Source organism: Streptomyces bauhiniae (assembly GCF_004784475.1).
Taxonomy (GTDB): Bacteria; Actinomycetota; Actinomycetes; order Streptomycetales; family Streptomycetaceae; genus Streptomyces; species Streptomyces seoulensis.
This window is the reverse complement of the sequence record NZ_SRRT01000003.1, coordinates 234,417-255,143: the sequence shown is the minus strand read 5'-3', so window position 1 is coordinate 255,143 and position 20,727 is coordinate 234,417. Positions and strand designations below refer to the sequence as shown.

Here is a 20,727-nt window from a genome sequence, read left to right as displayed (position 1 = left end):
CGCAGTGACCATGGGGTTTTCGAACCCGCCCCAGACCAACCGCTGAAAGGGGGCCGCTCGCGTGAGCGTGCTCGACGAGATCATCGACGGAGTCCGGGCCGACCTCGCGGAGCGGCAGGCCCGCGTCAGCCTCGACGAGCTCAAGGAGCGCGCGGCGCAGGCCCCGGCCGCCAAGGACGGCGTGGCCGCCCTCAAGGGCGACGGCGTCAAGGTCATCTGCGAGGTCAAGCGCTCCAGCCCGTCCAAGGGCGCGCTGGCCGCCATCGCCGACCCCGCCGCCCTCGCCGCGGACTACGAGGCGGGCGGCGCCGCCGTCATCTCCGTCCTCACCGAGCAGCGCCGTTTCGGCGGCTCGCTGGCCGACCTGGAGGCCGTCCGCGCCCGCGTGGACATCCCGGTGCTGCGCAAGGACTTCATCGTCACCTCGTACCAGCTCTGGGAGGCCCGCGCGTACGGCGCCGACCTGGTGCTGCTCATCGTGGCCGCGCTGGAGCAGCCCGCGCTGGAGTCGCTGATCGAGCGCGCCGTGTCCATCGGGCTGACCCCGCTGGTCGAGGTGCACGACGAGGACGAGATCGAGCGTGCCGTGGACGCGGGCGCCAGGATCATCGGGGTGAACGCCCGCAACCTGAAGACCCTGGAGGTCGACCGGGGCACCTTCGAGCGGATCGCTCCGGAGATCCCGGACGAGCTGGTCAAGGTCGCGGAGTCCGGCGTACGCGGCCCGCACGACCTGATCGCCTACGCCAACGCGGGCGCCGACGCCGTCCTGGTCGGCGAGTCCCTGGTCACCGGCCGCGACCCCAAGACCGCGGTGGCCGACCTGGTGGCCGCGGGCGAGCACCCCGCGCTCCGGCACGGCCGCGGCTGATCCCCCGGTAGGCTTGACCCCGATGAACCTCACCCTGCCCACCACCGTGGACCGCCACGCCCGCCTCGCGCGCGGCTGCCGTCCCCGCGGCTGCCGCGCCCCGGCCCGCCGCGTCCACGGCCGCAGGGTGAGGTACCACATCGGCGCGGAGCCCGGCCAGATCAATGGCATGCGATGGCGACAGCCGACCTTCAGGGGCGCGGGGAACTGCGCGACCAGCCACGAACGGCCCGCAGCCTAATAACCATCCCCGCCCCCACGGCGAACAGTGTCTTTTCACACGCACTCACCGTGAGGTACTGGCATGCCCAGCAACGATTACTTCTTCCCCGACCCGGAGGGTCAAGTCCCCACCACCGGGGGCTACTTCGGCGCCTTCGGCGGCAAGTTCATCCCGGAGGCCCTCGTCGCCGCCGTGGACGAGGTCGCCGTCGAGTACGACAAGGCCAAGGCGGACCCGGAGTTCGCCCGCGAACTGAACGACCTCATGGTCAACTACACCGGCCGCCCCAGCTCCCTCACCGAGGTCCCCAGGTTCGCCGAACACGCCGGCGGAGCCCGCGTCTTCCTCAAGCGCGAGGACCTCAACCACACCGGCTCGCACAAGATCAACAACGTCCTCGGCCAGGCCCTCCTGACCAAGCGCATGGGCAAGACCCGCGTCATCGCGGAGACCGGCGCCGGCCAGCACGGCGTCGCCACCGCCACCGCCTGCGCCCTGTTCGGCCTCGACTGCACCATCTACATGGGCGAGATCGACACCGAGCGCCAGGCCCTCAACGTGGCCCGGATGCGCATGCTCGGCGCCGAGGTCGTGGCCGTGAAGTCCGGCAGCCGCACCCTGAAGGACGCCATCAACGAGGCGTTCCGCGACTGGGTCGCCAACGTCGACCACACCCACTACCTCTTCGGCACCGTCGCCGGACCCCACCCCTTCCCGGCGATGGTCCGCGACTTCCACCGCGTCATCGGCGTGGAGACCCGCCGCCAGATCCTGGAGCGCGCCGGACGCCTGCCCGACGCCGCCATCGCCTGCGTCGGCGGCGGCTCCAACGCCATCGGCCTCTTCCACGCCTTCATCCCCGACGCGGACGTGCGCCTGATCGGCTGCGAGCCCGCCGGGCACGGCATCGACACCGGGGAGCACGCGGCCACCCTGACGGCGGGCGAGCCCGGCATCCTGCACGGCTCCCGCTCCTACGTACTCCAGGACGACGAGGGCCAGATCACCGAGCCGTACTCGATCTCGGCCGGCCTGGACTACCCCGGCATCGGCCCCGAGCACTCCTACCTCAAGGACTCCGGCCGGGGCGAGTACCGCGCGGTCACCGACGACGCCGCCATGCAGGCGCTGCGCCTGCTGTCGCGCACCGAGGGCATCATCCCGGCCATCGAGAGCGCGCACGCGCTGGCCGGTGCCCTGGAGGTCGGCAAGGAGCTGGGCCCGGACGGGCTGATCGTCGTCAACCTCTCCGGACGCGGCGACAAGGACATGGACACCGCCGCCCGGTACTTCGGGCTCTACGACACCGACGCCGAGGTCGCGGCCGACGAGGCCCACACCGCCGAGATCGAGGGGGACGCCAAGTGAGCGGCAACATCAACCTGCTGTCGGACACCCTCGCCGCCGCGAAGGCCGAGGACCGCGCCGCGCTCATCGCCTACCTCCCGGCCGGGTTCCCGACCGTGGACGGCGGCATCGAGGCGATCAAGGCAGCCTTCGACGGCGGCGCCGACGTCGTCGAGGTCGGCCTGCCGCACAGCGATCCGGTGCTGGACGGCCCGGTCATCCAGACCGCCGACGACATCGCCCTGCGCGGCGGGGTACGGATCGCGGACGTCATGCGTACGGTCCGCGAGGCCCACGCGGCCACCGGCAAACCCGTGCTCGTGATGACCTACTGGAACCCCATCGACCGCTACGGCGTCGAGCGGTTCACCGCCGAGCTGGCCGAGGCGGGCGGCGCGGGCTGCATCCTGCCCGACCTGCCCGTGCAGGAGGCCGCGCTGTGGCGCGAGCACGCCGAGAAGCACGGGTTGGCCACCGTCTTCGTGGTCGCCCCCAGCAGCCGGGACGCGCGGCTCGCCGAGATCACCGCGGCGGGCAGCGGTTTCGTCTACGCGGCCTCGCTGATGGGCGTCACCGGCACCCGTGAGTCCGTCGGCGCGCAGGCCGAGGACCTGGTGACGCGGACCCGCGCCACCCGATCCGACCTGCCCGTCTGTGTCGGCCTCGGGGTCTCCGACGCGGCCCAGGCCGCCGAGGTGGCCGCCTTCGCCGACGGCGTCATCGTCGGCTCGGCCTTCGTCAAGCGCATGCTGGACGCCCCCGACGACGCCGCCGGTGTCGAGGCCGTCCGCGCGCTCGCCGCCGACCTGGCGAAGGGCGTCCGCCGGGGCGCCTGAGCCCCCTCGCTCCACGTCGCCCCACGTCACTCCCCGTCACTCGAACGGGTGGACCTCCGGCCGGGGAGGCGCAATGCGTCTCCCCGGTTCGTTCAGGGGGTGTGAGCGAGAAGAACCGTGACGGAAAGCGCAACGCCCGCCAGCGCCTGGCCGCCGAGCGCGAGAAGCAGAAGTCCGCGGAGAAGCGCCGGCGCGCGCTGATCGTCGGCGTCAGTGTCGTCGGTGTGCTGGGCCTCGCCGCGGTGATCGGGGTCATCGCGGCGAACGCGGGCAAGGACAAGGGCAGCAAGAACGCGGGCCCGGTCGTGGCCCCCTCCGGCGCCCAGGGCAAGGACAGCCTGGCGATCCCGGTCGGCAAGGAGGGCGCCAAGTCCACGCTCACGGTCTGGGAGGACTTCCGCTGCCCCGCCTGCCAGTCCTTCGAGACGCGGTACCGCTCCACGCTCCACGAGCTGACCGACGCGGGCAAGCTCCGGGTCGAGTACCACCTGGTCCGCCTGATCGACGGCAACATGGGCGGCACCGGCTCCCTGCACTCGGCCAACGCGGCGGCCTGCGCCCAGGACGCCGGGAAGTTCCGCGACTTCCACGACGTGCTGTACGAGAACCAGCCCCCGGAGACCGACGACGCCTTCGCGGACAACGGCAAGCTGATCGACCTCGCGGGCAAGGTCAAGGGACTCGACACGCCGACGTTCCGCAAGTGTGTGAACGACGGCACCCACAACACCTGGGTGGACCGCTCCCAGCAGGCGTTCGCCTCCGGCGGCTACGGCGGCACGCCGACCGTGCTGTTCGGCGGCAAGAACATCTACCAGGACCAGTCCATGACCCCCGAGAAGCTCAAGGAGATGGTGGAGAGCGCCGACCGCGGATGAGGAGGTTTTCTCACCTCCCCGTTATGCACCCGTAGCCCGGCCGCGCGGCGACCGTACGGCCCGGCACGGTAGCGTCGGTCCTGCCATGGAACTTGCCTACATTCCCAGTCCGTCGCGCGGGGTGCTGTACCTCGGCCCCATCCCGCTGCGCGGTTACGCCTTCTGCATCATCATCGGCGTCTTCGTCGCCGTCTGGCTCGGCAACAAGCGCTGGGTCGCGCGGGGCGGCCGTCCCGGCACGGTCGCCGACATCGCGGTGTGGGCCGTGCCCTTCGGCCTCGTCGGCGGCCGGCTCTACCACGTGATCACGGACTACGAGCTGTACTTCAGCCCGGGCCGGAACTGGGTGGACGCCTTCAAGGTGTGGGAGGGCGGCCTGGGCATCTGGGGCGCCATCGCCCTCGGCGCGCTCGGTGCCTGGATCGGCGCCCGCCGCCGGGGCGTGGCCATGCCCGCCTACGCCGACGCCGTCGCCCCCGGCATCGCCTTCGCGCAGGCCATCGGCCGCTGGGGCAACTGGTTCAACCAGGAGTTGTACGGCCACGAGACCCACCTGCCCTGGGCGCTGCACATCACCTCCTCCGAGGGCGGCCGGGTGCCGGGCTACTACCACCCGACCTTCCTCTACGAGTCGCTGTGGTGCGTGGGCGTCGGCTTCCTGGTCATCTGGGCCGACCGCCGCTTCAAGCTGGGCCACGGCCGCGCCTTCGCGCTGTACGTCGCCGCGTACTGCACGGGCCGCGCGTGGATCGAGTACATGCGGGTGGACGACGCCCACCACATTCTTGGCGTCCGGCTGAACGTCTGGACCGCCATCGTGGTGTTCCTCCTCGCGGTGACCTACCTGGTGCTCTCCGCGCGGCGCCGGCCGGGCCGGGAAGCGTTGGTCGAGCAGGGTGCCTCCGACGATCCGGACGCCGGTGACGGTGAGGCCGAGAGCACGGACCGGGCGAAGGTCGATGTGACCAAGGCGGAGAAGGCCGAGAAGGCTGAACCCGAGGCCGACCCCGAGTCCGCCACGGAGGCCGAGGCCGAGGCCGGGGTCAAGGACACCGCCGACTCCGGCAAGAAGGGCTGACCGAAGCCCCGTACGCACGCCGAAGGGCGCCCGGCACTCCACCGGGCGCCCTTCGGCGTGTTCAGGCGCCCCCCGCCATCGACAGGATGCGCTGCGCCTGCGCCACCGCCGCCGCGTCGATGAAGCGGCCGTCGGGGAGCGCGAGGGCGCCCTGTTCGGCGGCCGCCGCCTTCAGTACCGTCTCCGCCTCCGCGACCTCCTCCGGGGTGGGGAGGTAGGCCCGCGCGATCACCGGGAGCTGGCGTGGATGGATCGCCGCGCGGCCCACGAAGCCCAGCGCGCGGCCGTGGGCGCAGGACGCGGCGAGCCCGTCCAGGTCCCGTACGTCGGGATGCACCGACTGGGGCGGCGGGGCGAGGCCCGCCGCGCGGGCGGCCACCACCACGCGGGAGCGGCACCAGTCCAGGCCCGCGTCGGCCCGTACCCCCAGGTCGGAGCGAAGGTCGGCCTCGCCGAGGGAGAGGCCCCGCAGCGAGGGGTGGGCCGTGGCGATGGCGTAGGCGTGCTCGATGGCGAGGGCGGACTCCAGCAGGGCGTAGAGGGGCAGCGCGGTCGCCTCGGCGGTACGGCGGATCTGCTCCGGTACGGCCACCTTGGGCAGCCGCAGCCCGGAGGCGCCCGGCAGGTCGGCCAGGGCGGCGAGGTCGGCCGCCGCCCAGGGTCCTTCGGGGCCGTTGAGGCGGACGTGGACCGGGACCGGCTGGGGGTCGGCGAGCCGTTCGGCGGTGGCCGCGCGGGCGTACTCCTTGCGGTCCGGGGCGACCGCGTCCTCCAGGTCGATCACCACCACGTCGGCGCCCGCCGCGAGCGCCTTGTCCACCACGTGCGGCCGGTCGCCGGGAACGTAGAGCCAGGTCAGCGGGGTCACAGCGCACCCTCCTCGCGCAGTGCGCCGATCTCGGCGGGCCCGAGGCCCAGCTCGGTGAGGACCGCGTCGGTGTCGGCGCCGTGTCCGCGCCCGGCCCAGCGGATCGCGCCGGGGGTCGCGGAGAGCCGGAAGAGCACGTTCTGCATGCGCAGCGGGCCGAGGTCCGGGTCGGCCACCGTGGTGACCGTGTCCAGCGCAAGGTACTGCGGGTCCTCGAACACGTCCCGTACGTCCTGCACCGGGGCGATCGCCGCCTCGGCCTTCTCGAAGGCGGACAGCACCTCGTCACGGGGGCGGGCGGCGATCCAGTGGCCGACCGCCTCGTCCAGTTCGTCGGCGTGCGCGGCCCGCTGCACGCCGGTGGCGAACCAGGGTTCCTCGATCAGCTCCGGGCGGCCCACCAGGCGCATCACCCGTTCCGCCACCGACTGCGCGGAGGTGGAGACCGCGACCCAGGAGCCGTCCAGGGTGCGATAGGTGTTGCGCGGGGCGTTGTTCGCGGACCGGTTGCCGGTGCGTTCCTGGACGTAGCCGAGCTGGTCGTACCAGGTCGGCTGGGGGCCCAGCATCGCCAGCATCGGCTCGATGATCGCCATGTCCACCACCTGCCCGGCGCCGGTGCGCTGCCGGGCGGCCAGCGCGGTGAGCACGGCGTACGCGGTGGCCAGGGCGGCGACGGAGTCCGCGAGCCCGAAGGGCGGCAGGGTCGGGGGCGCCTCCGGCTCGCCGGTGAGCGCCGCGAAGCCGCTCATCGCCTCGGCCAGCGTGCCGAAGCCGGGCCGGTGCGCGTACGGGCCGAACTGGCCGAAGGCGGTGACCCGCGCCAGGACCAGCCGGGGGTTGGCCGCCGACAGCTCCGGCCAGCCCAGGTCCCACTTCTCCAGGGTGCCGGGGCGGAAGTTCTCGATCACCACGTCCGCGGTGGCGGCGAGCCGCAGCAGGGTGTCCCGGCCGCCGGGGCGGGACAGGTCCAGGGTGATGGTCCGCTTGTTGCGGCCGAGCATCTTCCACCACAGCCCGATGCCGTCCTTGGCCGGGCCGTGCCCTCGGGACGGGTCGGGCCGCAGCGGATGCTCGACCTTGATCACCTCGGCGCCGAAGTCACCGAGCATGGTGGCGGCCAGCGGACCGGCGAACAGAGTGGCCAGGTCCAGCACCCGCAGGCCGTCCAGCGGCGGGCGGGTGGCGTTCTCGGGGCGGTCGGCGCTCATGATGTGTACTGCGCCTCGATCTCGGGGCGGTACGGCATCGACGCCGACGCGCCCTCCCGCTGCACCGACAGCGCGGCCGCGGCCGCCGCCCAGGACAGCGCCTCCCGCAGCGGCTTCTCCTCGGCGACGGCGACCGCGTACGCCCCGGCGAAGGTGTCGCCCGCGCCGGTGGAGTCGATCGCGGCGACCTGGTGCGCGGGCACCGCGAGCGGTTCGGTGTCGCGGGACACGTACAGCACGCCCGCCTCCCCCAGGGTGAGGACCACCTCCGGGACCAGGTCGAGCAGGCCCACGGCCGCGTCGAGGGGGTCGGTGCGGCCGGTGAGGGTGACGGCCTCGTACTCGTTGGGCACCAGCACGTCGGTCACGCTCAGCAGCTCCTCCGGCAGCGGCTGGGCGGGGGAGGGGGTGAGGACCGTACGGACGCCGTGGCGCCGCGCGGCCTCGGCGCCCGCGATCACGGCCGGGAGCGGTACTTCGAGCTGGAGCAGCAGGGCGTCGGCGGAGGCGATCAGGCCCTCGTCGCCGGGGGAGAGGTGGTCGACGGTGCCGTTGGCGCCGGGGACGACCACGATCGCGTTGTTGCCCTGGTCGTCCACCACGATGTGCGCGGTGCCGGACGGGCCCTCGACGGTGCGCAGGAAGTCGGTGTCCACACCGGAGTGTTCGAGGTTGTCGCGGAGCCGGACGCCGTACGCGTCGTTGCCGACCGCGCCGATCAGCGACACCGTCGCGCCCGCGCGGGCGGCGGCCATCGCCTGGTTGGCGCCCTTGCCGCCGGGGATGGTGCGGAACTCCCGGCCGGTGACGGTCTCGCCGCGCTGCGGGGCCTGGGCGACATAGGTGACGAGGTCCATGTTCGTGCTGCCGAGCACGACGATGTGGGTCATGGGCGGGTCGCCTCCAGGTGGGTGAGTCGGGCGAGGGTGTCGAAGCCGGTGCCGTCGAAGTCGGCGACCGTGCTGGCGAGCCGGTTCTTCAGCGGGGCCCGCCAGCGCTCGGGCAGCGCGTCCGGGGTGCCCGCGAGGAGGCCCGCGACGCAGCCGGCCGTGGCGCCGTTGGAATCGGTGTCCCAGCCGCCCGACACCGCCCGGCAGATGGAGCCGGTGAAGTCGCCGTCCGCGTGGGTGAGCGCTGCGGCGATCAGGGCGGTGTTGGGCAGGGCGTGCACCCAGTGGTGGGTGGGGCCGTACACCATGTGGAGCGCATCCACCACGTCATCGAAGTCTGTGTGGTGCTGCGCCAGTTGGACGGCATGGCCGATGGCGCCGGCCAGCCGGGAGGCGGGTGGGACCACGGTGAGGCCGGTGCGCAGGCAGGCGTGCACGTCCTCGGTGCCGGAGGTCGCCGCGGCGATGACGGCGGCCGCGAACATCGCCGCGTGCACACCGGTCGCGGTGTGGGTGAGGACCGCGTCCCGGTGGGCCTGCGCGGCGGCCGCCCCCGGATCGCCCGCGTTGGTCCAGCCGTGCACGTCGGCCCGGATCAGGGCGCCGATCCACTCCCGGAACGGGTTGCGGAACCGGGCGGTGTGCGGAGGCTCGACCCCGGCGAGCAGGTTGCGCAGGGCGACGCGCTCGGCGGTGAAGGCGCGGCCGGGCGGGAGTTCGTCCAGCCAGAGCCGGGCCATGTCGTCGGTGGTGAAGTCCCGGCCGTGCCGGCGGAGCAGGAGCAGGCCCAGCAGGGGGTGGTTGAGGTCGTCGTCCTCCGGCATGCCGTCGATGTTCTCGGCCAGCGAGGTCGGGGCGGAGCGGCGGTTCCAGGGGTGCCGGGCGAGCAGGTCGCCGGGCACGCCCTTGGCGGTGAACCACGTGGTCAGCGGCCAGTTGCCGGTGGCGCGGGCCAGCGCGCGGATGCCGTCCAGCGGGAGCTTCTCCACCGGCTTGCCGAGCAGGCAGCCGATGGCCCGGCCGAGCCAGGCGGCCTCCAGCGCCTCCGGGTCGGGGGCGGTGCGCGCGGCGGGGGAGGCGGGCCAGTCGGGGCACAGGGCGGTGATCCGGTCCAGCGCGGTCGGCTCCAGCTCGGCCAAGTCGCTGGGCAGCTCGGCCAGTTCGTCCAGCAGGTCCTCGGCCAGGAGTCGCAGATAGGGGGAGGCGGGTTCCGGTGAGGCTCCGGCGCGCTCGGGGGCGTCCGCGCCGCCCGCCGCGCGCCAGCGCGCCTCGATCCGGGTGGCGTTGCGGCCGTCCAGGCGGGCCTGGCGCACCTCGTGGCCGACCAGGTCCTCGGGCTGCACCCAGGTCAGTCGCAGCATGCCGGGCCTCCCAGCGCGGCGAACGCCCGCTCGTGCGCCCGGCGCCGCTCGGTGTCCCGTACGAAGACCTCGCGGGCGACCTCGGTCAGCTCACGGGCCGGGGCCCACAGGTCCAGGCGGCTCGCCTCCGCGACCGTCTTCGCCCACTCCTCGGGCACCGGTGAGCCGAGCGCGCCCGCGAGGGCACCGGCCATGGTGGCGATCGAGTCGCAGTCCCGGCCGTAGTTGACCGCGCCGAGCACCGCGTGCCGCAGGTCGCCGCCCGCGACCACCAACATGCCGAGCGCCACGGGGAGTTCCTCGATCGCGTGCAGCCGGGAGGGGCGGCGGGCGCCGAGCGAGGGGGCGCGGTAGTCGGGGCCGACGGTGTCGTACGGGGCGACGGCCTCGCGCAGCGGGAGCAGCGCCGACTCGAAGTCGCCGTGTCCGGCGGCCACTTCGCAGACCTTCTCGATGGCCTCGCGGGTGCCGTCCTTGGCCAGCGCCAGACAGGCGTCCACCACCGAGTCCGGGGTCGCGCCCGGAGCGCAGGCCGCGGCCACGGCGGCCGCGAACACCCCGGCCGCCTCCCGGCCGTACGACGACTGGTGGGCGCCGGCCACGTCCAGCGCCTCGGCGTACGCGCCCGCCGGGTTGGCCGCGTTGACCAGGCCGACCGGGGCCATGTACATCGCCGCCCCGCAGTTGACGATGTTGCCGGTGCCCGCCTCACGCGGGTCCACGTGCCCGTACGCGATCCGGGCCACCAGCCACTTCTCCGCGAGGAAGATCCGCTGCAGCGGCAGCGCCTCCGCCTCCAGCTCGGGAATCCAGCGCGGCTCGGTCATCAGGTCCGGCACCAGGTGCTCGGCGACGGCGTACGCGTCGAGGTGGTCCCGGACGCGGCCGTAGACCCGGATCAGCGCGTGCGTCATCAGGGTGTCGTCGGTGACGTGCCCGTCGCCCTTGTGGTACGGCGCGATGGGGCGGGCGGTGCGCCAGGCGTCGCCGTTCCAGGGGCCGACGATCCCGTGCACCCGGCCGCCGTGCCGCTCCACGATCTGGTCGGGGCTGTAGCCCTCCACCGGTCCGCCGAGCGCGTCGCCCACGGCGGCGCCGAGCAGGGCGCCGGTGATCCGTTCGTCCAGACCGATTACACCGGAATTTGAGATTTCATCACTTTTCGGCGTCATGCCCGCATCATCCCCCTGGCCGGGTCCGTTGGGTGGCTTCCAGCAGCCCGGCGAGTTCCACCAGATCGGTGCCGGTCAGCCGGGGCAGGGCGCAGCCGGAGAGGGTCCGGCAGGAGTGCCGCCACGCCTCCGGTACGCACTCACCCCCGCCCAGCGCGCCGCAGAGCGCCCCGGCGAGCGCGGGCGCGGAGTCCGCGACACGGGAGAGGCAGGCGGCGGCCGGTACCGCCTCCGCGATCCGCCCGGCCGCCGCGAGGGTCAGCGCCAGCGCCACCGGGACGGTCTCGGCGGCGGCGATGCCGTAGCTGTAGACGTGGTCCACGATTCCGTGCTCCAGCAGCGGGACCAGGGCGAACGCGGTGTCGGTGGCGGTCACCAGGGCCAGCGCGTGCCGGGCGTTGCGGCCGATCTCGGTGCCCTCGGGCAGCTCGTCCAGCGCGGCCGCCACACACGCGTCCGCGCCCGCGCCGGACAGGGCGGTGGCCAGCGCCGCCGCCATGGCCCGCGCCCCGTGCACCCCGTCACCGTCCTGGGTGTAGCGGGCATCGAACTCCGCCAGGTCGGCGGCGCGCGCCGGGTCGCCGGGGTGGGCGACGGCCAGCACACAGGCGCGTACACAGGCCGCGTCGTCGAAGTAGTGCGGGTTGTCGTGGCCGGTGGCGGGCGGGCGCAGCCCGGCGGCGAGGTTGCCGAGCCCGGCGCGCACCGAGATGCGGGCGCGCAGGGGGAGTACGGCCGACTCGATCTCCGGCGCGCGTTCGGCCGCCGCCGCGACCTCGGAGGCGACGGCGGTCCAGGTCAGGTCGATGGCGGCGCGTATCCGGCGGTCCCGGCTGAGGTCGCCCAGCACGTCGTCCCCGGCCCGCAGGACGGCCTCCGCCGCGAACGCCGCCCATTCGGCGTCGTCGGAGGGGCCGAGGCGCAGCGGCTCGGGGGGCTGGTTCAGCGCGATGGGCACCGGCAGCGTGGTGGTGGCGTTCAACTCGGCGAAGGTGTCCAGCTCGCGGGTGAGCCGCCGCGTCCACTCCGGCATCCGGGCCGCCCGGTGCCGGGCGGCGGGCCAGCCGGCCGCGTCCCCGGCGGCGAGCCCCAGCAGCAGCCCCTCGATGCGCCGGGTCACGACCGGTCCTCCGTGTTCCGTACGGCCGCGGCCCGCCTGCCGGCGATTCCGGGGGAGGGAGTCTCCGCGACCGGGCGGGGTGCTACCCGCGCGGCGGCCGGTGTCGCCGGGCGCGCGGGGGCGAGCGGCGGGCCCTCGGCCGGTCCGGTGACGTGTGCGGCCGGGCGGAGGGGGGTCACCGTCCCCGTGAGGCCGAGGGGGGCGGTGCCGATCCTGTCCGAGGCGGTGCTCGCCAGGGGGATGGGTGGGTCATCGGCGGCCACTGCGACGGACCCCGAGAGCGTGCGCCGCAGCCCCTCCGGCAACAGGTCCGGCAGCACCACCCCCTCGCCCCACTTGCCGCCCTCCTCCGGGGTCAGCAGTTCGGCCACGTCGAGAATGTGGTGGCCCGACATGGCGGGCAGACACCTGCCGCGCGCCGGACCAATGGCGGCGGCCCACATACCGGGGATGGCGGCGACCCCGTGGGTCGCACCGGCCAGGGCACCCGCGACCGCCGCCGTGGTGTCGGCGTCCCGGCCCATGTTGACGGCCGTCAGCACCGCCTCCCGGAAGTCCCCGTCGGCCGCCGCGTACGCGCCGAAGGCGAGCGCGACCGCCTCGGGGGCCAGGTCGGTCCACGGGTAGCCACCGATGACCACCGCCGTACGGACCGCGCGCTCGCCCCGGTGCGCGACGGCGACCGCCCGGCGCAGCGAGCGGGCGGTCCAGGAGTCGTCCGGTACGACGGCGAGGGCGGCGGCGATCACCACGGCCGGTTCCGCGCCCGCCATCGCGGCGGCCACCCCGGCCGCGACCGCCTGCCCGCCGTAGATGCCCTCGCCCTCGTGGCTGACCGAGCCGTCGATCGCCACCAGCCGGGCCGCCTCCGAGGGCCGCCCCGCCGCGAACACCCCGAACGGCGCCGCCCGCATCGCCAGCCCGTCGCTCCAGGCGTGCCGGTGCTGGGCCGAGATGGGCGCCGCCAGCCCCCGGCGCAGGTTCTCCAGCGTGCCCCGCTCGCTGAACCCCGCGCCCCGGAAGGGACCCTCGGCCCGGTCGGCGATCCACTGGTGCCAGGCCGCCTCGACATGGGCCGGGGTGAGCGCGGAGCCGTGCCGGGCGAGCAGCAGCCCGGAGAAGATCGCGTACTCGGTGTCGTCCGTGCCGCACGGCCGGTCGGTGACGTAGCCGGTGATGCGGCCCCAGCGGGCGCGGATCTCGGAGGGCTTGAGGTTCTCGGCGGGGGCACCCAGCGCGTCACCCACGGCCAGGCCGAGCAGCGCGCCGCGTGCCCGCTCGCGGAGTCCGGGTGCGGCGGGGGCGGGCAGTGGGGAAGCGGGTGCGTTCGATGCCATGGGCGGGACCCTCCTTCGCCAGGACCGCGTGGACCGCGTGGCCTTTTGCGGATGTGTCCCACCCGAGGGGCGGTGCCCTAGCCTCCGGGCCGCCGCCATCACCCGCTCGGTACCGGGAAATCCCCGCCGTGGGTGCCTGAGCTGGGAAGACGGCGGAGGTTAGCGCAGCCTGGCCTTGCTGGCGACGGGGCGGGAATCGACGTAGGTTGAGGGTCGTTCGAAAAATAGAATCAGTCCAAACTTAGCTTTGGCTCAGCTTACCGGGGGTCCTCATGGCGATCATCGAGACCGGGGCCGCGCTGCACGAGGCGCACCGCGACAACCACACGCACCGCGACGTCAACGGCGGCTGGCTGCGCCCCGCCGTGTTCGGCGCGATGGACGGCCTGGTCTCCAACCTCGCCCTGATGACCGGGGTCGCGGGCGGCTCGGTGGGCCACCAGACGATCGTGATCACCGGCCTCGCCGGGCTCGCGGCCGGCGCCTTCTCGATGGCGGCCGGTGAGTACACCTCCGTCGCCTCGCAGGCCGAACTCGTCCAGGCCGAGCTGGATGTCGAGCGCCGTGAGCTGCGCAGGCACCCGCAGGCCGAGCAGGACGAGCTGGCCGCGCTGTACACCTCGCGCGGTGTCGAACCCGGCCTCGCCCGCGAGGTGGCCCGCCAGCTCTCCAAGAACCCCGAGCAGGCCCTGGAGATACACGCCCGCGAGGAGCTGGGCGTCGACCCCGACGACCTGCCCTCCCCGCTGACCGCCGCCGTCTCCTCCTTCGGCTCCTTCGCCCTGGGCGCCCTGCTGCCCGTCCTGCCCTACCTGCTGGGCGCGACCGCGCTGTGGCCCGCCGTACTGCTCGCACTCGCCGGACTCTTCGGCTGCGGCGCGGTGGTCGCACGGGTGACCGCCCGTAGCTGGTGGTACAGCGGCCTCCGCCAGCTCGCGCTCGGCGGCGCGGCAGCAGGGGTTACTTTCGCGCTCGGCGCGTTGTTCGACACCGCTGTGAGCTGAGAGACCCTGGACATATGCCGGGGCACGCATAAATAATTGTTACTCGCGGGTTTCGCGCGCTTGAGCGTCGGGCATGAGCCGTAAGCACTGCGGGCAACGGCGCCCGCGGTGCACTCGCGGGACGGGCGACGACGCCTCTTCCGCCCCCTGGGTCCGACCGGTCACCACCCGTCCGGCCCAGTCGCAGGACCTCGCTCGAAACCGCAGTGAAACCCCGCTGTCCCCGCCGCCCGGAGCGGCGCCGCCGTACCCCACGGCACCCCGCCGCGCCCCCCTGTGGCGTCCGCATGGTGGAACGGAGTATCCGGTTCCCGACAAGCGTTCCATCATGTAACCTGCACGAAATTTTGCACCAGCAGAGGGCCAGCGTCGTCCCTCGGCACCTGCCACACGCCACTGACGACGACGGGAGAGCCGATGCGTACGACGCGCCAGCCGTCCCCGCATTCCGTGACCGACCGCGCTTGGTCCTTCATGGATGCCCGCCCTGCCGCGCAGGGCATGTACGACCCCCGCGACGAGCACGACGCCTGCGGCGTCGGCTTCGTGGCCACCCTCACCGGTGAGGCGAGCCACGCGCTGGTCGAGCAGGCGCTGACCGTACTGCGCAATCTCGAACACCGCGGCGCGACCGGCTCCGAGCCCGACTCCGGGGACGGCGCCGGCATCCTCTCCCAGGTGCCCGACGCGTTCTTCCGCGAGGTGGCCGGATTCGACCTCCCCGCCGCCGGTTCCTACGCGGTCGGCATCGCCTTCCTGCCCGAGGACGGCACCGGCGAAGTCGTCTCACGGATCGAGACGATCGCCGCCGAGGAGGGCCTCACCGTCCTCGGCTGGCGCGAGGTCCCGGTCGCCCCCGAACTGCTCGGCGCGACCGCCCGCTCGACCATGCCGGCCTTCCGCCAGCTCTTCGTCGCCGACGGTACGAGCGAAGGCATCGCCTTGGACCGCAAGGCGTTCGTGGTGCGCAAGCGCGCCGAGCGGGAGGCCGGGGTCTACTTCCCGTCGCTGTCCGCCCGGACGATCGTCTACAAGGGCATGCTGACCACCGGCCAGCTCGAACCCTTCTTCCCGGACCTGTCCGACCGCCGGTTCGCCTCCGCGATCGCGCTGGTGCACTCCCGCTTCTCCACGAACACCTTCCCGTCGTGGCCGCTGGCGCACCCGTACCGCTTCGTCGCCCACAACGGCGAGATCAACACCGTCAAGGGCAACCGCAACTGGATGCGCGCCCGCGAGTCCCAGCTCGCCTCGGACCTCTTCGGCACCGACGACAACCTCGCGCGCACCTTCCCGGTCTGTACGCCGGACGCCTCCGACTCGGCGTCCTTCGACGAAGTGCTGGAACTGCTCCACCTCGGCGGGCGCTCGCTGCCCCACGCGGTGCTGATGATGATCCCGGAGGCGTGGGAGAACCACGCCACCATGAACGTGAAGGACGCCGACCGCCGGGCCTTCTACCAGTTCCACTCCACGATGATGGAGCCCTGGGACGGCCCCGCCTGCGTCACCTTCACCGACGGCACCCAGGTCGGCGCCGTGCTCGACCGCAACGGCCTGCGCCCCGGCCGCTACTGGGTCACCGACGACGGCCTGGTCGTCCTCGGCTCCGAGGTCGGCGTCCTCGACATCGACCCCGCCAAGGTCGTCCGCAAGGGCCGCCTGCAGCCCGGCCGGATGTTCCTCGTGGACACCGCCGAGCGCCGGATCATCGAGGACGACGAGATCAAGGCGTCCCTCGCCACCGACCAGCCCTACGCCGAGTGGCTGGAGGCCGGCGAGATCGAGCTGAGCGACCTGCCCGAGCGCGAGCACATCGTGCACACCCACGCCTCCGTCACCCGCCGCCAGCAGACCTTCGGCTACACCGAGGAAGAGCTGCGCGTCATCCTCGCCCCGATGGCCAAGGCCGGCGCCGAGCCCATCGGCTCCATGGGCACCGACAGCCCCATCGCGGCCCTCTCCGAGCGCCCCCGGCTGCTCTTCGACTACTTCACCCAGCTCTTCGCCCAGGTCACCAACCCCCCGCTGGACGCCATCCGCGAGGAACTGGTCACCTCGCTGCGCTCCTCGCTGGGCCCCCAGGGCAACCTGCTCGACCCCACCGCGGCCTCCTGCCGTTCGGTCGTGCTGCCCTTCCCGGTGATCGACAACGACGAGCTGGCCAAGCTCATCCACATCAACGCCGACGGCGACATGCCCGGCTTCAAGGCCGCCACCCTCTCCGGCCTGTACCGGGTCTCCGGCGGCGGCGACTCGCTCGCCGCGCGCATCGAGGAGATCTGCGCCGAGGCGGACGCCGCCATCGACAACGGCGCCCGGCTGATCGTGCTCTCCGACCGGCACTCCGACGCCGAGCACGCCCCGATCCCGTCGCTGCTGCTCACCGCGGCCGTCCACCACCACCTCATCCGCACCAAGCAGCGCACCCACGTGGGCCTGCTGGTCGAGGCCGGTGACGTCCGCGAGGTTCACCACGTCGCCCTGCTGATCGGCTACGGCGCCGCCGCTGTCAACCCGTACCTGGCGATGGAGTCCGTCGAGGACCTGGTCCGCGCGGGCACCTTCCTGCCCGGCATGGAGCCGGAAGCGGCCATCCGCAACCTGATCTACGCCCTCGGCAAGGGCGTGCTGAAGGTGATGTCCAAGATGGGCATCTCCACCGTCGCCTCCTACCGGGGCGCGCAGGTCTTCGAGGCCGTCGGCCTGGACGACGCCTTCGTGGAGAAGTACTTCGACGGCACCACCACCAAGATCGGCGGCGTCGGCATCGACGTCATCGCGAAGGAGGTCGCCGCCCGGCACGCCAAGGCGTACCCCGCCAGCGGCATCGCGCCCGCGCACCGCACGCTCGACATCGGCGGCGAGTACCAGTGGCGCCGCGAGGGCGAGCCGCACCTGTTCGACCCGGAGACGGTCTTCCGCCTCCAGCACTCCACCCGCTCCGGCCGCTTCGACATCTTCAAGAAGTACACCGACCGGGTGAACGAGCAGTCCGAGCGGCTGATGACGCTGCGCGGCCTGTTCGGCTTCGACTCCGGCCGCGCCCCCATCCCGGTGGACGAGGTCGAGCCGGTCTCCGAGATCGTCAAGCGCTTCTCCACCGGCGCCATGTCGTACGGCTCCATCTCCCAGGAGGCGCACGAGACGCTCGCCATCGCCATGAACCAGCTCGGCGGCAAGTCCAACACCGGTGAGGGCGGCGAGGACCCCGAGCGGCTGTACGACCCGGCCCGGCGCAGCGCCATCAAGCAGGTCGCCTCCGGCCGCTTCGGCGTCACCTCCGAGTACCTGGTCAACGCCGACGACATCCAGATCAAGATGGCCCAGGGCGCCAAGCCCGGCGAGGGCGGCCAGCTCCCCGGCCACAAGGTGTACCCGTGGGTCGCCAAGACCCGGCATTCCACGCCCGGCGTCGGCCTGATCTCGCCCCCGCCGCACCACGACATCTACTCCATCGAGGACCTCGCCCAGCTCATCCACGACCTGAAGAACGCCAACCCCTCGGCCCGCATCCACGTGAAGCTGGTCTCCGAGGTCGGCGTCGGCACGGTCGCGGCCGGTGTGTCCAAGGCGCACGCCGACGTGGTGCTGGTCTCCGGCCACGACGGCGGCACCGGTGCCTCCCCGCTCACCTCGCTCAAGCACGCGGGCGGCCCCTGGGAGCTGGGCCTCGCCGAGACCCAGCAGACCCTGCTGCTCAACGGGCTGCGGGACCGGATCGTCGTCCAGACCGACGGCCAGCTCAAGACCGGCCGGGACGTGGTCATCGCCGCGCTGCTCGGCGCCGAGGAGTTCGGCTTCGCCACCGCGCCCCTGGTGGTCTCCGGCTGCGTGATGATGCGCGTCTGCCACCTGGACACCTGCCCGGTCGGCATCGCCACCCAGAACCCGGTGCTGCGCGAGCGCTTCGAGGGCAAGGCCGAGTACATCGTCAACTTCTTCCGGTTCATCGCCGAAGAGGTCCGCGAGCTCCTGGCCGAGCTGGGCTTCCGCTCCATCGAGGAGGCCGTCGGCCACGCCGAGGTGCTCGACGTGGAGCGCGCGGTCGACCACTGGAAGGCCCAGGGCCTGGACCTGGCCCCGCTGTTCCACGTGCCCGAGCTGGCCGAGGGCGCGGCCCGCCACCAGGTGGTCTCCCAGGACCACGGGCTGGAGAAGGCGCTCGACAACGAGCTGATCCGGCTCGCCGCCGACGCGCTGGCCGCCACCGACGCCACCGAGGCGCACCCGGTGCGCGCCCAGGTCGCCATCCGCAACATCAATCGCACGGTCGGCACCATGCTCGGCCACGAGGTGACGCGGAAGTTCGGCGGCGCGGGCCTGCCCGACGACACCATCGACATCACCTTCACCGGTTCGGCCGGCCAGTCCTTCGGCGCCTTCCTGCCGCGCGGGGTCACGCTCCGCCTGGAGGGCGACGCCAACGACTACGTCGGCAAGGGCCTCTCCGGCGGCCGGATCGTGGTCCGCCCCGACCGGGCGGCCGACCACCTCGCCGAGTACTCCACCATCGCGGGCAACACCATCGGCTACGGCGCCACCGGCGGCGAGCTGTTCCTGCGCGGCCGTACCGGCGAGCGTTTCTGCGTCCGCAACTCCGGGGCCCTGGTGGTCTCCGAGGGCGTCGGCGACCACGGCTGCGAGTACATGACCGGCGGGCACGCGGTCGTCCTCGGCCCGACCGGCCGCAACTTCGCGGCGGGCATGTCCGGCGGCATCGCGTACGTCATCGACCTCGACCCGGACAACATGAACGCGGGCAACGCGGACGCGGTCGAGCCGCTGGACGACGCCGACCGGACCTGGCTGCACGACGTGGTGCGCCGGCACGCCGAGGAGACCGGGTCCACGGTCGCGGGCAAGCTCCTCGCGGACTGGGACCGGTCCGTGGAGCGCTTCAGCAGGATCATCCCCAGCACGTACAAGGCAGTGCTCGCCGCCAAGGACGCCGCCGAGCGAGCCGGTCTCTCCGAGACCGAGATCACCGAGAAGATGATGGAGGCGGCGACCAATGGCTGATCCCAAGGGCTTTCTGAACCACGGCCGCGAGGTCGCCCGGACCCGTCCCGTGGACGAGCGGGTCAAGGACTGGAACGAGGTCTACGTCCCCGGCGCCCTGCTGCCGATCATCGGCAAGCAGGCCAGCCGGTGCATGGACTGCGGCATCCCGTTCTGCCACAACGGCTGTCCGCTCGGGAACCTGATCCCGGAGTGGAACGACTACGCCTACCGGCAGGACTGGGCGGCCGCCTCCGAGCGGCTGCACGCGACCAACAACTTCCCCGAGTTCACCGGGCGGCTGTGCCCCGCGCCCTGTGAGTCGGCCTGTGTGCTGGGCATCAACCAGCAGCCGGTGACCATCAAGAACGTCGAGGTCTCGATCATCGACCAGGCGTGGGAGACCGGGGACGTGGCCCCGCGCATCCCCGAGCGGCTGTCCGGCAAGACGGTCGCGGTCATCGGCTCCGGCCCGGCCGGCCTCGCCGCCGCCCAGCAGCTCACCCGCGCCGGCCACACCGTCGCCGTGTACGAGCGCGCCGACCGCGTCGGCGGCCTGCTGCGGTACGGCATCCCCGAGTTCAAGATGGAGAAGCGGCACATCAACCGCCGTATCGAGCAGATGCGCGCGGAGGGCACCCGGTTCCGCACCGGCGTGGAGATCGGCCGCGACCTCAAGGCGGGCGACCTGAAGAAGCGGTACGACGCGGTCGTCATCGCCGCCGGTTCCACCACCGCCCGTGATCTCCCGGTCCCGGGGCGGGAGTTGACCGGCATCTACCAGGCGATGGAGTACCTGCCGCTGTCCAACAAGGTCCAGGAGGGCGACTACGTGTCCCCGCCGATCACGGCCGAGGGCAAGCACGTCGTGGTCATCGGCGGCGGCGACACCGGCGCCGACTGCGTGGGCACCGCCCACCGCCAGGGCGCGGCCTCCGTCACCCAGCTCGAGATCATGCCCCGCCCGAACGACGCGCGGCACCCGCTGAACCAGCCCTGGCCGACCTTCCCCATGCTGTACAAGGTCACCAGCGCCCACGAGGAGGGCGGCGAGCGGGTCTACGCCGTCTCCACCACGCACTTCGAGGGCGACGAGGACGGCAACGTCCAGGCGCTGCACCTGGCCGAGGTCGAGTTCATCGACGGCAAGCTGACCCCCAAGCCGGGCAGCGAGCGCAGGATTCCGGCCCAACTGGTCACCCTGGCCATGGGCTTCACCGGCACCGACCGGGAGAACGGCCTGGTCGACCAGTTCGGTCTGGAGCTGGACGAGCGGGGCAACATCGCCCGCGACGCCGACTTCCAGACCAACGTGCCCGGTGTCTTCGTCGCCGGTGACGCGGGCCGGGGCCAGTCCCTGATCGTGTGGGCCATCGCCGAGGGCCGCTCCGCCGCCCGTGGCGTGGACCGCCACCTCACCGGGGCCAGCGACCTGCCCGCCCCGATCCGCCCCACCGACAGCGCCCTGGCGGTCTGACACCCGCACACCCGGTGTGCCGTACAACGGCGTACGGAACATCAGACGGCGCC

At 73.1% G+C, this 20,727-nt stretch carries 16 protein-coding genes; 9 read left to right on the top strand and 7 right to left on the bottom strand.

The genetic code is table 11. The features are described from left to right. The first annotated feature begins 61 nt into the window (after window positions 1-61). From trpC to lgt, 6 genes are all read left to right on the top strand, one after another. Entirely contained in the window at window positions 62-871 is an 810-nt protein-coding gene (gene trpC, locus E5083_RS11210) for an indole-3-glycerol phosphate synthase TrpC (protein ID WP_135785499.1), read from the top strand. A gap of 22 nt (window positions 872-893) precedes the next feature. Further along, on the top strand, window positions 894-1,112 hold the full coding sequence (trpM, locus tag E5083_RS11205) for a tryptophan biosynthesis modulator TrpM (protein ID WP_135785498.1): 219 nt from the start codon (window positions 894-896) through the stop codon (window positions 1,110-1,112). A 63-nt stretch (window positions 1,113-1,175) separates the two neighbouring features. Then, a complete protein-coding gene (gene trpB, locus E5083_RS11200; protein ID WP_135785497.1) occupies window positions 1,176-2,462 on the top strand; it encodes a tryptophan synthase subunit beta in 1,287 nt (428 codons plus the stop codon). Beyond that, complete coding sequence (trpA, locus tag E5083_RS11195; protein ID WP_135785496.1) at window positions 2,459-3,277, top strand: tryptophan synthase subunit alpha; 819 nt, start codon at window positions 2,459-2,461, stop codon at window positions 3,275-3,277. Before trpB ends, trpA begins: the two co-directional genes overlap by 4 nt. Before the next feature lie 101 nt (window positions 3,278-3,378). Then, window positions 3,379-4,155 (top strand): DsbA family protein, encoded by a 777-nt coding sequence (locus E5083_RS11190; RefSeq protein WP_135785495.1) that lies wholly within the window; start codon window positions 3,379-3,381, stop codon window positions 4,153-4,155. 85 nt (window positions 4,156-4,240) lie between these two features. Continuing rightward, a complete protein-coding gene (gene lgt / locus E5083_RS11185) occupies window positions 4,241-5,233 on the top strand; it encodes a prolipoprotein diacylglyceryl transferase (protein ID WP_135785494.1) in 993 nt (330 codons plus the stop codon). A gap of 61 nt (window positions 5,234-5,294) precedes the next feature. On the opposite strand, the gene E5083_RS11180 is transcribed toward lgt, so the two are convergent. The 7 genes from E5083_RS11180 to E5083_RS11150 are packed head-to-tail and all read right to left on the bottom strand — an operon-like array spanning window position 5,295 to window position 13,192. Then, window positions 5,295-6,101 carry an HpcH/HpaI aldolase/citrate lyase family protein gene (locus tag E5083_RS11180; RefSeq protein WP_135785493.1) on the bottom strand — a complete coding sequence of 269 codons (807 nt, stop codon included), beginning with the start codon at window positions 6,099-6,101 and terminating at the stop codon, window positions 5,295-5,297. Then, window positions 6,098-7,312 carry a CaiB/BaiF CoA transferase family protein gene (locus E5083_RS11175; RefSeq protein ID WP_208754026.1) on the bottom strand — a complete coding sequence of 405 codons (1,215 nt, stop codon included), beginning with the start codon at window positions 7,310-7,312 and terminating at the stop codon, window positions 6,098-6,100. The genes E5083_RS11180 and E5083_RS11175 overlap by 4 nt, the downstream gene beginning before the upstream one ends. Beyond that, window positions 7,309-8,202, bottom strand: coding sequence for a ribokinase (gene rbsK, locus E5083_RS11170; protein ID WP_135785492.1), 894 nt, complete (start codon window positions 8,200-8,202; stop codon window positions 7,309-7,311). Before rbsK ends, E5083_RS11175 begins: the two co-directional genes overlap by 4 nt. Continuing rightward, window positions 8,199-9,563, bottom strand: coding sequence for an ADP-ribosylglycohydrolase family protein (locus E5083_RS11165; protein WP_135785491.1), 1,365 nt, complete (start codon window positions 9,561-9,563; stop codon window positions 8,199-8,201). The genes rbsK and E5083_RS11165 overlap by 4 nt, the downstream gene beginning before the upstream one ends. Next, entirely contained in the window at window positions 9,551-10,735 is a 1,185-nt protein-coding gene (locus tag E5083_RS11160; RefSeq protein ID WP_135785490.1) for an ADP-ribosylglycohydrolase family protein, read from the bottom strand. The genes E5083_RS11165 and E5083_RS11160 overlap by 13 nt, the downstream gene beginning before the upstream one ends. 7 nt (window positions 10,736-10,742) lie before the next feature. Next, window positions 10,743-11,855, bottom strand: coding sequence for an ADP-ribosylglycohydrolase family protein (locus E5083_RS11155; protein WP_135785489.1), 1,113 nt, complete (start codon window positions 11,853-11,855; stop codon window positions 10,743-10,745). Further along, on the bottom strand, window positions 11,852-13,192 hold the full coding sequence (locus tag E5083_RS11150) for an ADP-ribosylglycohydrolase family protein (protein WP_244317474.1): 1,341 nt from the start codon (window positions 13,190-13,192) through the stop codon (window positions 11,852-11,854). The genes E5083_RS11155 and E5083_RS11150 overlap by 4 nt, the downstream gene beginning before the upstream one ends. Window positions 13,193-13,464: 272 nt before the next feature. Here E5083_RS11150 and E5083_RS11145 point away from each other — a divergent pair, with 272 nt between their 5' ends. The 3 genes from E5083_RS11145 to E5083_RS11135 all read left to right on the top strand — a co-directional run bounded on the left by E5083_RS11145 (window position 13,465) and on the right by E5083_RS11135 (window position 20,674). Beyond that, complete coding sequence (locus E5083_RS11145) at window positions 13,465-14,196, top strand: VIT1/CCC1 transporter family protein (RefSeq protein ID WP_135785488.1); 732 nt, start codon at window positions 13,465-13,467, stop codon at window positions 14,194-14,196. A gap of 417 nt (window positions 14,197-14,613) precedes the next feature. Then, the gene (gene gltB, locus E5083_RS11140) at window positions 14,614-19,218 is read left to right on the top strand and encodes a glutamate synthase large subunit (protein WP_208754025.1); all 4,605 of its coding nucleotides are present in this window, start codon (window positions 14,614-14,616) and stop codon (window positions 19,216-19,218) included. After that, window positions 19,211-20,674, top strand: coding sequence for a glutamate synthase subunit beta (locus E5083_RS11135; RefSeq protein ID WP_135785487.1), 1,464 nt, complete (start codon window positions 19,211-19,213; stop codon window positions 20,672-20,674). The genes gltB and E5083_RS11135 overlap by 8 nt, the downstream gene beginning before the upstream one ends. Window positions 20,675-20,727: the final 53 nt, after the last annotated feature.